This is a genomic window from Robertmurraya siralis (genome assembly GCF_005502275.1).
GTDB lineage: Bacteria > Bacillota > Bacilli > Bacillales > Cytobacillaceae > Robertmurraya > Robertmurraya siralis.
In genome coordinates this window covers 118,673-132,429 of sequence record NZ_SWLZ01000005.1, presented here as the reverse complement: position 1 = coordinate 132,429, position 13,757 = coordinate 118,673, and the positions used below count along the sequence as shown (strand labels likewise).

11 protein-coding genes are annotated in these 13,757 nt (G+C 39.0%); 4 read left to right on the top strand and 7 right to left on the bottom strand.

The window, feature by feature from the left end; translation table 11 throughout:
• Positions 1-458: 458 nt before the first annotated feature.
• Entirely contained in the window at positions 459-2,357 is a 1,899-nt protein-coding gene (locus FCJ93_RS09145; protein WP_137743490.1) for a S8 family peptidase, read from the bottom strand.
• Positions 2,358-2,616: 259 nt separating this feature from the next.
• On the bottom strand, positions 2,617-4,011 hold the full coding sequence (locus FCJ93_RS09140) for an N-acetylmuramoyl-L-alanine amidase (RefSeq protein ID WP_137743489.1): 1,395 nt from the start codon (positions 4,009-4,011) through the stop codon (positions 2,617-2,619).
• Between the two features lie 568 nt (positions 4,012-4,579).
• On the opposite strand from FCJ93_RS09140, the gene FCJ93_RS09135 reads away from it, so the two are divergent.
• Positions 4,580-5,068, top strand: a complete 489-nt coding sequence (locus FCJ93_RS09135; RefSeq protein WP_095311956.1) for a sigma-70 family RNA polymerase sigma factor — start codon at positions 4,580-4,582, stop codon at positions 5,066-5,068.
• Between the two features lie 645 nt (positions 5,069-5,713).
• Positions 5,714-7,444 (top strand): ATP-binding protein, encoded by a 1,731-nt coding sequence (locus tag FCJ93_RS09130; RefSeq protein ID WP_137743488.1) that lies wholly within the window; start codon positions 5,714-5,716, stop codon positions 7,442-7,444.
• Between the two features lie 130 nt (positions 7,445-7,574).
• On the opposite strand, the gene FCJ93_RS09125 is transcribed toward FCJ93_RS09130, so the two are convergent.
• Positions 7,575-8,282 carry a DNA alkylation repair protein gene (locus tag FCJ93_RS09125; protein ID WP_137743487.1) on the bottom strand — a complete coding sequence of 236 codons (708 nt, stop codon included), beginning with the start codon at positions 8,280-8,282 and terminating at the stop codon, positions 7,575-7,577.
• A gap of 230 nt (positions 8,283-8,512) precedes the next feature.
• On the opposite strand from FCJ93_RS09125, the gene FCJ93_RS09120 reads away from it, so the two are divergent.
• Positions 8,513-8,854, top strand: coding sequence for a hypothetical protein (locus tag FCJ93_RS09120; protein WP_137743486.1), 342 nt, complete (start codon positions 8,513-8,515; stop codon positions 8,852-8,854).
• Positions 8,855-8,997: 143 nt separating this feature from the next.
• Here the strand turns inward: FCJ93_RS09120 and galU are convergent, their stop codons facing one another.
• The 4 genes from galU to FCJ93_RS09100 all read right to left on the bottom strand — a co-directional run bounded on the left by galU (position 8,998) and on the right by FCJ93_RS09100 (position 12,739).
• Positions 8,998-9,894, bottom strand: a complete 897-nt coding sequence (gene galU, locus FCJ93_RS09115) for a UTP--glucose-1-phosphate uridylyltransferase GalU (protein ID WP_137743485.1) — start codon at positions 9,892-9,894, stop codon at positions 8,998-9,000.
• A 225-nt stretch (positions 9,895-10,119) separates the two neighbouring features.
• Positions 10,120-10,677 carry a hypothetical protein gene (locus FCJ93_RS09110; RefSeq protein ID WP_137743484.1) on the bottom strand — a complete coding sequence of 186 codons (558 nt, stop codon included), beginning with the start codon at positions 10,675-10,677 and terminating at the stop codon, positions 10,120-10,122.
• A 113-nt stretch (positions 10,678-10,790) separates the two neighbouring features.
• Positions 10,791-12,062 carry an efflux RND transporter periplasmic adaptor subunit gene (locus FCJ93_RS09105; protein WP_137743483.1) on the bottom strand — a complete coding sequence of 424 codons (1,272 nt, stop codon included), beginning with the start codon at positions 12,060-12,062 and terminating at the stop codon, positions 10,791-10,793.
• A gap of 14 nt (positions 12,063-12,076) precedes the next feature.
• Complete coding sequence (locus FCJ93_RS09100) at positions 12,077-12,739, bottom strand: hypothetical protein (protein WP_137743482.1); 663 nt, start codon at positions 12,737-12,739, stop codon at positions 12,077-12,079.
• Positions 12,740-13,114: 375 nt separating this feature from the next.
• Here FCJ93_RS09100 and FCJ93_RS09095 point away from each other — a divergent pair, with 375 nt between their 5' ends.
• Positions 13,115-13,402, top strand: a complete 288-nt coding sequence (locus tag FCJ93_RS09095; protein ID WP_137743481.1) for a hypothetical protein — start codon at positions 13,115-13,117, stop codon at positions 13,400-13,402.
• Positions 13,403-13,757 lie beyond the last annotated feature (355 nt).

Here is a 13,757-nt window from a genome sequence, read left to right as displayed (position 1 = left end):
GTATAAATTCAAATATGCTGCAACTTCATCGGGCACTTGAAAATATAAATCAATAAAAGATACGGGATTTCTTTGTATATGATAAGTCTAGCAACCTCCTGTAATGGCGAAGGATTGTCTTTTTTTTCACCCAATTTGATCGTCTTTGATTGCAGGAAAACATATTCATATTGTTTTTTTGCACCTTTTGGTAAAGTCGTTACACTCTCCCACTTTTCTAAATTTTGTTGCATTATGAACGTTTCGATTCGTATAAGCCTTTAATGCCTTACCGTTATCCTCTTTTTCTATTTTTTATGCCTTTGCCATAGTTTGAATATTTTGCAAATAACAAAAATATGTTAACAAATGTAAAATATACACCCAACTTAAAACAAAAAAATAAGAGGTGCCTAACACATGATTAGGACCTCTTATTCTATAGGTTTCGTTTTTATTTTTAAATTAAGACTGCAAATTCATCGGAAAAAATCGTTTTCCGCTCTTGCTAGAAAAACAGAAAACGTGGCACGAGTCATATATTCATACGGTCTAAAGGTGCCATCCGGATAGCCTAACGTTATCCCTGAACCTGCAATATTGGCTATTTCCTGTGCACCGGTCACATTCCCATTTACATCGGAAAAGCTTGTGTTATGAGAGTTCGCGAGACCAAATCCTTTTGAAAGGAGGATTGCCATTTCCGCTCTTGTTACAGGCTGGTCTGGTCTAAAGGTGCCGTCTGGGAAACCAGAGAGATAACCTTGCTCTGCCGCTGACTCAATATATCCTGATGCAAAATTATTTTTCCCTACGTCTGAAAACCTGGTGTTTCGCTGCGTCTTATTAAGTTCTAGTGCTCTGCCCATCATGGCCACTGCCTGTGCTCTTGTAACCTGCTGAGTTGGACCCATGAGCTGATCCCCAAGCCCCAATAAAATCGATTGAGAATTTAAGTAGATCATGTGTCTGCTGTACCAAAGAGAATTTGTTAAATCTTTAAAGTGAGGGGCTGTCAACGTAACCTCTGCCTTAAACTTTTTACTCGTTTGTTCCATTCCATCTTCAACAGGGTAAACCGTATACTCTATATCTCCTTGTACTCCATAATCATAAACAGTAGGATTGGTAGAGTTTGAGACAATTAACTGATCAAAGCGATATAAATTGTAAGACGGATATTTGCTTAAAAAATCTTTAAGGTCCAGCTGAACGGAGCCATCTGAGCCTATTACTGGTTCTGGTAAAAAATGTGCGGAATCAACTTGCGCCAGTCCATATCCATAGAATCGATCTCGGCCTGGAGTCCCCAGATCTAGTGCATTTTCCCGTAACAATTCCCTAATTTCCACATTAGATAGATGGGGGTATTTCTCCATATACAATGCGGCAAGTCCGGAAACATATGGTGCTGCCATTGAGGAACCTGTCATATACATATATCCACCTGGAACTGTGCTATAAATGGCATCCCCAGGAGCGGCAAGTTCAACGCTGTCTCCAGTTCCCGAAGTCGGCAAGCGCACATTGTTCTTATTTACCGCTGAAACTGCAATAACACTGTCAAATCTTGCCGGATATTGAACCGTGTCGGTGTTACCACTTGCTGTGCCTTCATTCCCAGTAGCTGCGATAATTAGAATTCCATTTTTATAGGCTTGATCGAGCAGCGTCTTCATCGCTGGATTGAGATTTGGTGTGGAAAGACTCAAGTTAATGATGTCGACTTTTTGACTGATTGCCCAATCTATTCCAGCCATAATCGTCGTTAATGTACCTTCCCCCTTCCGATCAAGGGCCTTTACGGCATAAATCTCCACTCCAGGAGCTACTCCTACTGTTCCAATATCGTTATCAAGCGCTGCAATAATTCCAGCTACATGTGTACCATGGCCATTATTGTCATGGTATGAATTATAACAATCCGAACTGTCTAAAACACAGACTCCCGCTTTAATCTTTAAGTCCGGGTGTGTCGCTACTCCTGAATCAATAACGGCTACCTTGATTCCTTTTCCTGTTAGATCCTTTGGATACTTATTTGCCATATTAAGATTTGTAAAAGCGTATGGTGTTACTTGGGCATTAATTTCCACAATACTTTCCTTCTCAATAATTTGAACAGCTTTGTTATCCTTTAAAGACTCCAACTTTGAATTTTCTAACTCAATGGTTGCGCCGTGAATATTTTCATATTCCCTTATCAGCTTAACCCCTGATTCTTCAATATCAGCAAAATCATGTTCGCCATTAAAAATGACCACATATCTTGATGAATCCTCCAATGGCTCTTGAGCTTCTGCATTCATTTCTATAGGAGCTACGAATAGAGAAAATGACATAACGATGGCAAGCCATAACAAATGCTTTTTTTTCACTTTGTATACCCTCCATTTTCTCGATAGATTTCACTGTCTAACTGACGGTTTCCCCTGTTCCGTTCGTAAAGTAGGTTCTTTCCGCTTCTGCCCCCACTTTCCCGACCAAACAAAAGTCGTTTTAAAAAGATACGATTATAGTAAACTAGTAAATTATCATCTCACACCATTGTTCATTCCATTGTAGTGAGACCCATTTGGTATCTTGATAGAAAAAAATGAGTCCGCTTAGTAACTGGACTCATTTTTTGACAAAATTTTAGAAATTATAATAGGAATTGACGTTATAGCCCTTTTCTTTATAATAATCTAAAATTCCTAAGTAAATCGCTTCTGCCGCTCGCTGCCTCCATGTTGCAGAGGCTAATTTTTCATTATCGGATTTATTTGTGATAAACCCAAGCTCTACCAATGCAGCAGGCATCGTATTTTCACGAAGCACATGGAAGTTTCCATGTTTAACGCCTCTATTATTCAGCTTCCATGCATCTAGCATTCTACTTTGTATCTTCGTTGCCAGCAGCTTACTATCTTCCGATCTCGTATTTTGTGCGGCAGCATAATAGTAGGTTTCTGTACCATTGGCCGACTCACTAGTAAATGCATTGGCATGAATACTAACGAAAATATCAGCATTTGCCCTCTTTGCAAAAGCAACTCTATCTGATAATTCCAAGAAAACATCTGTTTCACGGGTTAGCTTAACTTGAAAAGGCGTTTTCGCTAATAATGTCTTGAGCTTAAGGGAAGTATCGAGAACAACATCCTTTTCCCTTAGACCAAAACCAACAGCACCTGAATCCTTACCGCCATGACCCGGGTCAATAACAATAACTTGCTGAGCAATTGGACTTTCGTCTTTCGGTGGTGCAGGTAGGTTTGAACCACTTACATAATCCTGATGAACGAAGCCTTCTAATGAACCAGAACGGAAATACAACCACGGTCCAACGTTGTAGGCCACTTCGATTTTCGCACCTTGCTGAAGCGTTCCTGTTCTTGCATAGTTCGTTGATGGGCCTGAGCGGACATTTAGGCTTGAAGCTGTTACAGTTGCAGAAAACTTAAAATCTACTGATGGATTCAGTCTTAATTTGTAATTGATTGTTCTCGCTAAGAAAACAGCGAAATCTGCTCTCTTAATTTGCTGATCAAAACCGAATGTCCCATCTTTCAGCCCTTGGGCGATTCCACGTTGCAAAAGGGCGTTGGCCGCTCCTGAACGAGTTCCTCCATATTCAAAGCCAAAAGCTTTGCTAATAAGAATTGCCATTTCTCCTCTTGTTACATTGGCATTCGGTCTAAACGTACCATCACTGTAACCTGAGAGGATATTTTGGTTTGCCATTGACTGTATGTATCCAGATGCAAAATTTTGACTGCCTACGTCTTTGAATTGCGTATTTCTTTTGTTACCATCGACATTAAGCGCGCGACCAACCATAGCAGCGGCTTCTGCTCTGGTGACAATTCCATCTACATTAAATCTACCAGACAGATCTCCGTTTACGATCTTGCCTTCTGCTAAATAATTAATTTCTTTCGCAGCCCGATATGTGGTTCCCACATCTTTAAACATTGCCGCTTGAGATTGAATTTCAGTAAGCGGTAGGAGTAAAAGAAATAGTAGGATCGTGAGAACTATTTTTTTCATTAAGTGTATGACTCCCCTTCCTTCCTTTTTTCTACATTTTATCACAAATAATCTAGTATTAACTCCTCATTTTTGATTTTTTTGTCGAATTTACATTCTTGATTCGTCTAAAAAAGGGATGACGTTGAAACGAAGATTGGCAGCAAGTGCTTTCCTGATTGCGGTATTTGGGTTATGAAGAAGACGGCTCAACAAAGTAAAATTTGCTAAAGGAAATGATTCAAGTTGGTGCAGGGCATGAAGCACAAACCTTGACTGAAGAAAAAGGATGGTGGAAATGAAGGATTTTGGACAAAAATTCTCTCCTTCTTGACTAACCTATTTGGGGCAGTAACCTCAGCCCCTTACTAGCAGTGATTTTTCTCTTTTTTGCACATTTGCACCTTTTTTTAAAGCACAGCCCCTATTCTTTCTCTTATTTGTTAAAAGAATTTTGAACCAAGAAGTGCCCCTTTTTTTATTTCCACATAAAGGAATTTATGGAATTAGACCTTCGCCCATGTTCCCGTTATGTTTAGGCTACCTAGGAATACTAAAGGATCGTGCACTTTCCTGAAAGGGAAAAACATTGGAAGATTTTGTGGAATTGGAGAAACAATACGGGGCGATGATTTGGCAAGTAATCCACTCACTGCATATATACAAAAACCAAGAAGAGTTTTATCAAACTGGACTCATCGCCCTTTGGCAGGCAAGTGAACGTTATGATCTTGCGAAAGGGAGCTTTAGCAGCTTTGCTTACTCCTACATTCGTGGGCGCATCCTTACAGAACTAACGAAACATCATAAACATGAAGAAAATCACGTTGCACCTGAGGAAAATTATTGGAATATGCTCGAGGATCACTCATTATGTACTCCATTGGAAAGAGAAACCATTCTCACATATTGCCAAAATTTAACCGCCAACCAAAAGAAATGGGTTCTTTACACCATATTTGCTGACCTGTCTGTTAAGAAGATTGCTGAAATTGAGAATGTGTCCATTTCAGCAGTTAAAGCATGGCGGAAGGGGGCCCGTGCAAAACTGCTCAAGGAGCTGCAAAAAGATAAATAAAGTTCCATTAAAAGGCAATATGAAGCGCTGCATATTGCCCTTTTCCTCAAGCAGCTTTTCCTTTCAATTTTTAACTAGGTCGTTATTCCCCATCACACATTTATCAATTTACTTGCTAGTCGTTATAGACTATACTTTTTATATACTGTGGGTAAAATATAATCATTATAAACAGAATTATTAGAATTATCATACAATTAATCAATTGAATCTTGCATGTTTTTTTAAAATATGGCTTTGTTAAATAGAATGGTTGTTAAAATGATTTTTGGGCTTATTTCATGTGAAACCAAAGTTTCACATGCCTTTCAGTATAGCTGAGAGGTCAGAGAGAAAATGAGCCAAATATCAACACCGACATATAACAGAGCCTAAAATATATGAGATGGACATGTATACTTTCTTCTTCAATCATAGTGAGTTCTTAGCTAAACAGCTGAGCCTGATTACGGTCGCATGGTTTCTCACTGTGTGGGTTGAAATTAATCGATTCGCGCTCCAGACGAAATCATTCGTTCGGTTATCAAAGCAGCCCTTATTCATGATGAAGTTATTTCCTTTTTTACAGAGGATATTGTTTCAAAAAACTACCCCACTCATCATTTAGGTGGGACAAGTATCCCACCATAAGAAAGGAGAAGCTGTATGGCTGATTTTTATTCGATTAGTCAACTATTGAAGCATCCAACTCTAGAAAAAAAAGGTGGACATATTTTGTATATGTTCACAGAAGAAGATAAATATATTGGCAATGCCGTCCACTATATTTATGAGGGCATCCAAAAGGAAGCCGTCATTTTTTTCATGGAAAACGAAGAAACCTTTAGAATTATTCGAAATAAGTTGGCTGAGACAGGTATTCCTGATCACCAGTTAAATTCAATTATATACGTTAATAGCTACGAGTTTTATTTAGAAGGCACTTCCTTTAACCATAATGGAGCCGCCACCAAACTAATGAAGCTGATTAAGCCACTTCTGGACAAAGGCCAGCATATCCGAACTTGGGGGCAGGTTCCTTTCCCTTTAGAAGAACCACTGAAACATTTAATCACTTATGAGTGTTCCTGTGATGAATTTATTAACGAAAATAGAGTCATTTCTGTTTGTTGTTATAACGGAATTTCCACTCCAGCCTATGTACAAAATGAACTTTTAAAAACACATACACATTTCATGACCGATGGCGAACAGCAGGTATCCCCATTCTATAATAAAAAAAATCACCAGTCCCTTTCACTTGCAGAGGCAGAAAGATTTCACAAAATTGAGGAACAAATTAAGCTGTTGCAGAAAAAAAATACGCATTTGGCTTTAGAAAATAATTCAATAAAAGTAAAAAATGAAGTAATGAAAGAAAATGAATTAAAGCTCCGCACGATTATAAATGAACTTCCAATCCCTATTATTATTCGAAATCGAACTCATATTTTCTTTTATAACGAAATTGCAGCGGAAAAGTTATATATTCATAACCATCATTTTACGAAAGAAACCCCTTTTAAAAATTTTTTTGATGAGTATCAATGTAAGTTTACGAAATCTTCAAGAAGTGAAATCCAAGAACACCAATTTATACATATAAACGGAAAAGAGAATTTTTACTTAGTAAAATCAATTACGATATTGTTCAAGAGTAAGCCTGCCATTCTTCATGCATTTGTTGACATTACGAAGGAAAAGGAAAATGAAAGTCTCTTAATTCGCGCTGAAAAAATGAATATTGCTGGGGAACTTGCTGCTAGCATTGCCCACGAATTGCGGAATCCGTTGACTTCTGTTAAAGGCTTTTTTCGTATGTTAAGAGATTCTGGGGAAGGAAAAGAGTTATACTACAGCATTATTGAAGATGAGCTTTCTCGAATTGAGCAAATCTCAAGTGAATTATTAACACTAGCAAGGCCGCATTCTGAAAATCGCAAAAGCCATAATATTGTGCAAATGATTGAAGAGGTTAAGCTGCTGCTCACGTCGGAGGCAAATATGAAAAATATCGAATTGCTGCTCGAATGTACGAATCGAGAACTGTATGTCTGTTGTGAAGATACTAAAATCAAGCAGGTTTTCATCAATTTGATCAAAAATGCCATTGATGCGATGGAAAACGGAGGAAATATCATCCTTTATGTTATGGAAATAAAGGAGTCCATTCAAATTCAAGTTATTGATCAAGGCTGTGGCATCCCAAAGGAGCTTCTTGATAAAATCGGTGAACCTTTCTATACAACGAAGGAGAAGGGAACAGGAATCGGCCTAATGGTTTGTTACCAAATCATCGAGAACTACGGTGGTGTTATTGAAATGGATAGTACAGAGGGAATTGGCACGACATTCACGATTACACTTCCGACTGCAGCTAAAAGCTTACCGGTGTAATTCATTCCAGCATTAGTCCGGGAGAGTGGGCGGCATGCCCCTCACTCCCCCACCTCTGCTATCGCTTTATTTTTCAAAATCATTTTGATCAATCGTTTGATCTAGTCGTTTAAACAACTTACCTGCTTAATTAGCATCGAACATACTTCCGTTTAAATCCAAGTCTTCCCCGATCTAATTCCTTTTGGATGTTTTCAGCAGCGTGTAAGATGCTACTCTTTTTTTCATCCCGCTTCATTTCAACCGGGCCTATTGCCTTGGCGATTTCAACCGCCTTTTCATGGCGGGGTAAATAGGAAATTGCAACCGTGTATACAAAATTGTTCATAGCAGATTTTGTCCGTTCCGGAGCATCGCGGATCTCATTTTTTACTTTCTCGAGCATTGCCTCCATTTTATCCGCAGCAAATTCAGTATCTTTGCGATTTCCCAACAGCCAGCAATAACAGCTCCATCCTGCCGACATCTTTAGCTCTTCACCACTTGCGATCCATTTATCAGCTACTTTTTGCGCGATTGGCGATTCTGACAAGGTCACTGCTACGACATAATCGGAAATCATATAAAAATATGCACCGTCAATCCAACGCTCAAAGTCGTCCTCCGTCATCAGCAGCGGATCAGCAATAACACCAGCAAAGTACATGGCGTCGTAATTGCCCGTTGCATAAAGCTCCTCAGCCAACAGCTGATCTTTCTTAATTCTCCTTGAAAGAGGCTTCATCGCACCTGTCGCCACACCAAAAAGCGGCTCCTTCGCCCCGTTACTCATATATGATTTTTTCGTTCGCTCCTTGCCTAGTGCTTCCAACTCTTGCATAACCGTTTCAAAATCCATGATTCCACACTTCCTTTCTAACATCACTACAGTAAACTTTTTTAATAGACTGATCATCCCACAACGCAGCACTCCTTTTCAACTATTATTATGTATGAATATGATCTGAAAATTTTGGAAGAGGATAGAATTTATTTCGTTGAAGCGTTGAGATTACGCTGGATTGTGCCAGGTTTGTTGGAGATTGCGTGTGAATTTGGCATGATTACGCGGGGGCGCCGGGGATTGCGTTGAGATTACGGTTGATTGCTCATGTTTTGCCGGAGATTGCGCTGAAATTAAGATTGATTGCACTTTATGCCGGGATTGCGCTGAAATTAAGATTGATTGCACTTTATGCCGGGATTGCGCTGAAATTAAGATTGATTGCACTTTATGCCGGGATTGCGCTGAAATTAAGATTGATTGCGCCTATTTCGCAGAGATTTGCGCTGAAATTCAGCTTGATTGCGTGCGTTTCACCGGAGATTGCGTCAAAATCATTTTTGATTGCGCCTACCTATAATTGCGCAGCCGATTTGCTTTGGGAGAAGGTTGCACAAGAGCTCATTTCGATCAAAAAAAGCAAATGAAGGAAACAACCATGTGTCTGTGTCTTCACTTGCTTTTTTTGAACGGTATTTTTCGGGCAGGGTTTTCTTAAATAAAAGCCGACTTTTAAGGTGGCGTCTTTTACTATACTGCAACAAAGTCAACTCTTTCACTAATAGATGTCTCAGTTTTCATTGAGGTTGGTGACTTTTTCTTGCTCTACTAACGCTCTTAAGTATGTTAATAAGTCATCCCTTATACCCTCATCTTGTAAGGCAAACTCTAAGGTTGTTTTCACAAATCCAAATTTCTCCCCGACATCATAACGTTTGCCCTCGAATTCATAGGCAAATACACGCTGAATTTGATTGAGTTTTTGAATAGCATCGGTTAACTGGATCTCTCCACCTGAACCTTTTTCTTGTTGACTTAAAAACAGAAAAATCTCCGGTGTTAAAATGTATCTTCCCATTATTGCTAAATTGGAAGGGGCTGTACCCGGGGCCGGCTTTTCAACAAAGTTTTCAACTTGATATCGTCTATTTAATTGTGTAGATGGCTCGATAATGCCATAACGATGCGTCTCATTTTCTGGAACTGTTTTCACACCAATGACTGAGGAGCGCGTTTCATCATGTTGTTCAATCAATTGCTTTAAACACGGTTTTTCACTTTGAACGATGTCATCCCCTAATAAAACTGCAAATGGTTCATCCCCAATAAAATTCCTCGCACACCATACGGCATGTCCAAGTCCCTTTGGTTCCTTTTGACGGATGTAGTGAATATCTGCAAGATTAGTAGCATACTGGACTTTATCTAGCAGCTCGGTCTTTCCTTTTTCCCGCAAGTTTTGCTCCAGTTCAAAAGCAAAGTCAAAATGATCTTCTATCGCTCTTTTTCCTTTACCAGTGACAATAATGATATCCTCGATACCTGAAGCTACTGCTTCTTCAACAATGTATTGAATCGTTGGTTTATCGACAATCGGCAGCATTTCTTTTGGCATCGCTTTTGTCGCTGGGAGAAACCGAGTTCCTAATCCTGCTGCTGGAATAATTGCTTTCCTAACCTTTTTCACATGATCCCTTCCTTTTTAAAATAAATTATTCCTATGCTAGTTGCTACCGTTTCCCTAAGGGCAGGGAACGAGCACAAACAGATTTTCTTTATTTCCAGTATAGCATAGCGCATTTGTAAATGATTTTATATTTTTGTCATTTTTTGGTCGATCAAACTATGAAATCACCAACACTAACAAAAAAGGGAAAGGAGCATATTCCTAACCCTTATGTGACTTTTATCGTTACTCTCTTCCCTCCCCTTGAAAAATCGTAACTTTAAAAGTCTCCTTGTAGTCATAGCCATTGAGATAAATGTCGAGATCATGGAAATAGCGATGGAGATTTCTCATCGCCTCTCGATCATCTTCTTTAGCAACGATTTCAGCATATTCTTTTATTCTATCAAAATCCATCTGCACAGCTGCGTCCATCACTTCAACGCTCTCAAGGGCCTGGATGATAAGTTCTGCTTTTTCCTGCTGTTGGGAGTAGCTAGTCGTATCGATTCGCCCCCACCCTAATGTTTCATTATAGAATTTATGCAGTTGACCGATAAAATCATGTCCATTTTTGAATCCCAGTTCATCATCTTTAAAAACAATTATCGATTCAGACACAGGAGTATTGACCACTTCGGTAGAAAAATCCTGCTCCTCCTGTGTAACAGATGGATCCGATTCACTTGCCCCAGTACTTTTTGAATGATTTGAAGCTCCTAATACTGACCATCCGATCCATACGCTTAGACCTAACACGATAAACATTAGTGGGATCAACCATAGCCACAGCTTTAGTTTCATTTCTCCACTCCTTTTTCAAATACTTTGTCGGCGCACTCATTTATGCTTCTCTCTTTATTATAGAAACAGTTTCTATTTTTAAGAACCTAAAGCACGAAAAGGCATTATAAAACTTATCTGCTTAATAGCCCTCTTCCTACAGATTTAAAAATTTCTTTCTTGCCTAATTTTTTAAGATCGCCTTTTCTCATTTCACTAAATTCTATTGGCGTAAAAAAGGTTGTATTGTTGCGGATATTCGATGGCTTATAAATAACGAGCTCGCCTTCTTCTGCCTCACTCGTAATTTCATAAACGCCATTGACCTTTATGCCGGTTTGCACTTGGCGTTTTTCAATCGTTCCGTCGCCTTTTAACACATAAATATTTCCAAGACGGTTCGTTTCATTCGGGAGGGTTAGTGCATCCTCGACCTCCTTTTTGATCATTTTCACTGAAACATGAGAACCTGTGTAAATCGCCTGTTCGCTGTCGTCCTCTTCCACTTCTCCCTCTTTCCCATTCTCTTCAGTGGAAGCTTCTTCGTCATTTTCAGACTCCTCATCCAAGCCTTCTTCAAACTCGACAATATACTCATACTCACTCTTGGCCCCAACCTTCGGATCCGCTTCCGGAGTAGTGGCTATTTTCGCTATCACCCCATCCTTCTTCCCAAATGATCCCGTCACAATGACCTCCATCCCCTCTTCTATTTCTAAGAGGTCTTCTTCCTCAAGAATTCCTTTTACATGCTGATCAGAGGAAATGATTGTCACAACAGGATTCTGCAGTTCATGGGAAATTTCCTTCACCGTACCAGAAATTGGACTTTCTACTGTTAATGTTCCTAAATGATTTCTAGAATTCGAGATCAACTCTTCGTACTTATCAATTTCCGCTTCTATTCTGCTTAAATGCAATTCTTTTTCATAAATTTGTGCTTCAATATTGCTGACAGTTGCCTGACTTGTAAAGTTTTCCTCTTCGTCTTTTACCGCTGTAGACAAACTCATTTCAATACTTTCTAGGCTGCTAATATTGTCTTCAAGTGCCTCTTGTTCCAATTGCAGTCTCTTGATTTCCGCTTCAAATTGTTCTATCGCAGCTTCAAAGTCACGAGGTGAATAGGAAAAAAGAGGAGTGCCGGATGAAACTTCATCCCCTTTTTTTACGAAAAATTGTTCAAATTCCCCTGCACCGTGCTGGAAGTATACATATTCCTCTTGCGCTGGTGTAACAACTCCCGCTCTTTCGGTTGTTAAAACAAGATTTTGCCTTTGAACCAATCTCCATTCGTCAATATATTTCGATCTCGCAATTTCGCTGTCTTTTTTGAAAATCAAATAAAAGTTAACAGCAACAAAGAATGCGATGAAGATTATAATCGTCCATTTTTTCCAGTTCATCTTTGCTGCCCCCTTTAAAATAACACTTCAAATTTTATATACGAAAACAGTGCTGTAAAAATCCAGAGAAATAATTGAATAGATACGATTAGTAATAATATGATTCTCGGACTTTTCTCGGTTATAACACGCAAATATTTATATTGGATAAACATTACCCAGATAGAGAATAGTGAAATTTCGCCAAAAAAATAACTGAGTAACTGATAATCTGTGATATATTGTGCCAAGATCCCCAACGAAAACGGAGAGGATGCGTGATCCAAACCAAAATAAAATTGCAGCGGGAAAAAGACGATTTTTTCTATAAGCCATATCCCGGCAACAAAAAGCTGAACGACAACAAGCTTATAGTATTCAATATCGGTAAATATCCAAAAAATTAAGGCTGGCAAGAAAATTAATATTGCTGTCGTTACTGTTGATTGAACAACTTGTCCAATCGCAAAAAAGCCCTTAATCGTTTGGAATTCCGATGGTGTCGTGTCATAGATTAGCTTTGATAGAGACTCATTTCCAATTCCCAAATAAGCGGAAACTCCCGATAGAATGAGGGAAATCAGCAACAACCGTACCGTCCACTTCCAAATACCGTTCAATTTCTCCGCTTTATTGATCTGATGCGCACTCACATAAGGTGAAGTAAGCCCCTTCCAAATTTGCACCTGGTAATACATGTGTTATCCCCCAACTATTTGTCATAATCTGTCTCTACTATTTTACAACAATAATTGGGAATCGGCACGCAATTGCCGACACTACCAAAAAATAGTTCTATCTATTTAGTTGATTGTCATTTTTTAGCGAAAAAAATAGGAGATTCAGAGTAAAATCACATGTTTTTTATGAATTGAAGTGTCCAGGTAGAGAATAGTTTTTGGGGAGGACTATATTCGAGCATTTTTGCGATTGAACAATATTTTGGAGCTAACACGATTGACTTGGCGTTTCAGCCCAAGACCTTGGTTTGGTGAGATCCAAAGCAATGCTGACTCGTTTCGGAAAAGAGTGTCCTCTTTGGATTTCAGAATTGAACAGGGATTGCGCACGTTTTGGCGATGATTGCGCCGATTTTTGCCCTGATTGCGCGTAAATCGCAATGGATTGCGCGGGTCGCTCTTGATTGCGCCTGTATCGTCTTGATTTGTAAGGGAATCGACTACGATTATGCCAGTTTCAACTTGGATCGCGCGCGAATCGATCATACATATTTTCCAGCTTGCAAAGCTCGTTCACCTTTATCATTGATGATAAAGCATTTTGGGCTTTATTTCGGTAATCTTTCCATATCACCTTCTGATTCGATAGAAGGAAAAAATTTCGTGCCATGGTATGAATGAGAAAATGAGCCAAAAAAAGGCACCCCAACAAACTGGAGTGCAAAATAATGGAGATTGATTGGTTATTCAATGAAATTTAATGTTCATTGAATAATGGCCGCAAACCAACGTAGATATCAGTATGCAGTTTCATAAACTCATTAAAACATATTATGGTTTTATGTGAATTCCTCAAATTCGGCCATTTCATAGATTTTTTCCTATGTTTGCTCCATTATTCTACCTTTCTTATTATGAGCTATAACAATAGGAATAAAAAAGGTATCGCAATTCGGATAAAATGATCATTCATTTCAGATTTTTGCATTTAAATGAACTCTTGACTTGATCCTCCACTTTCCCCTCCTAACTCCAT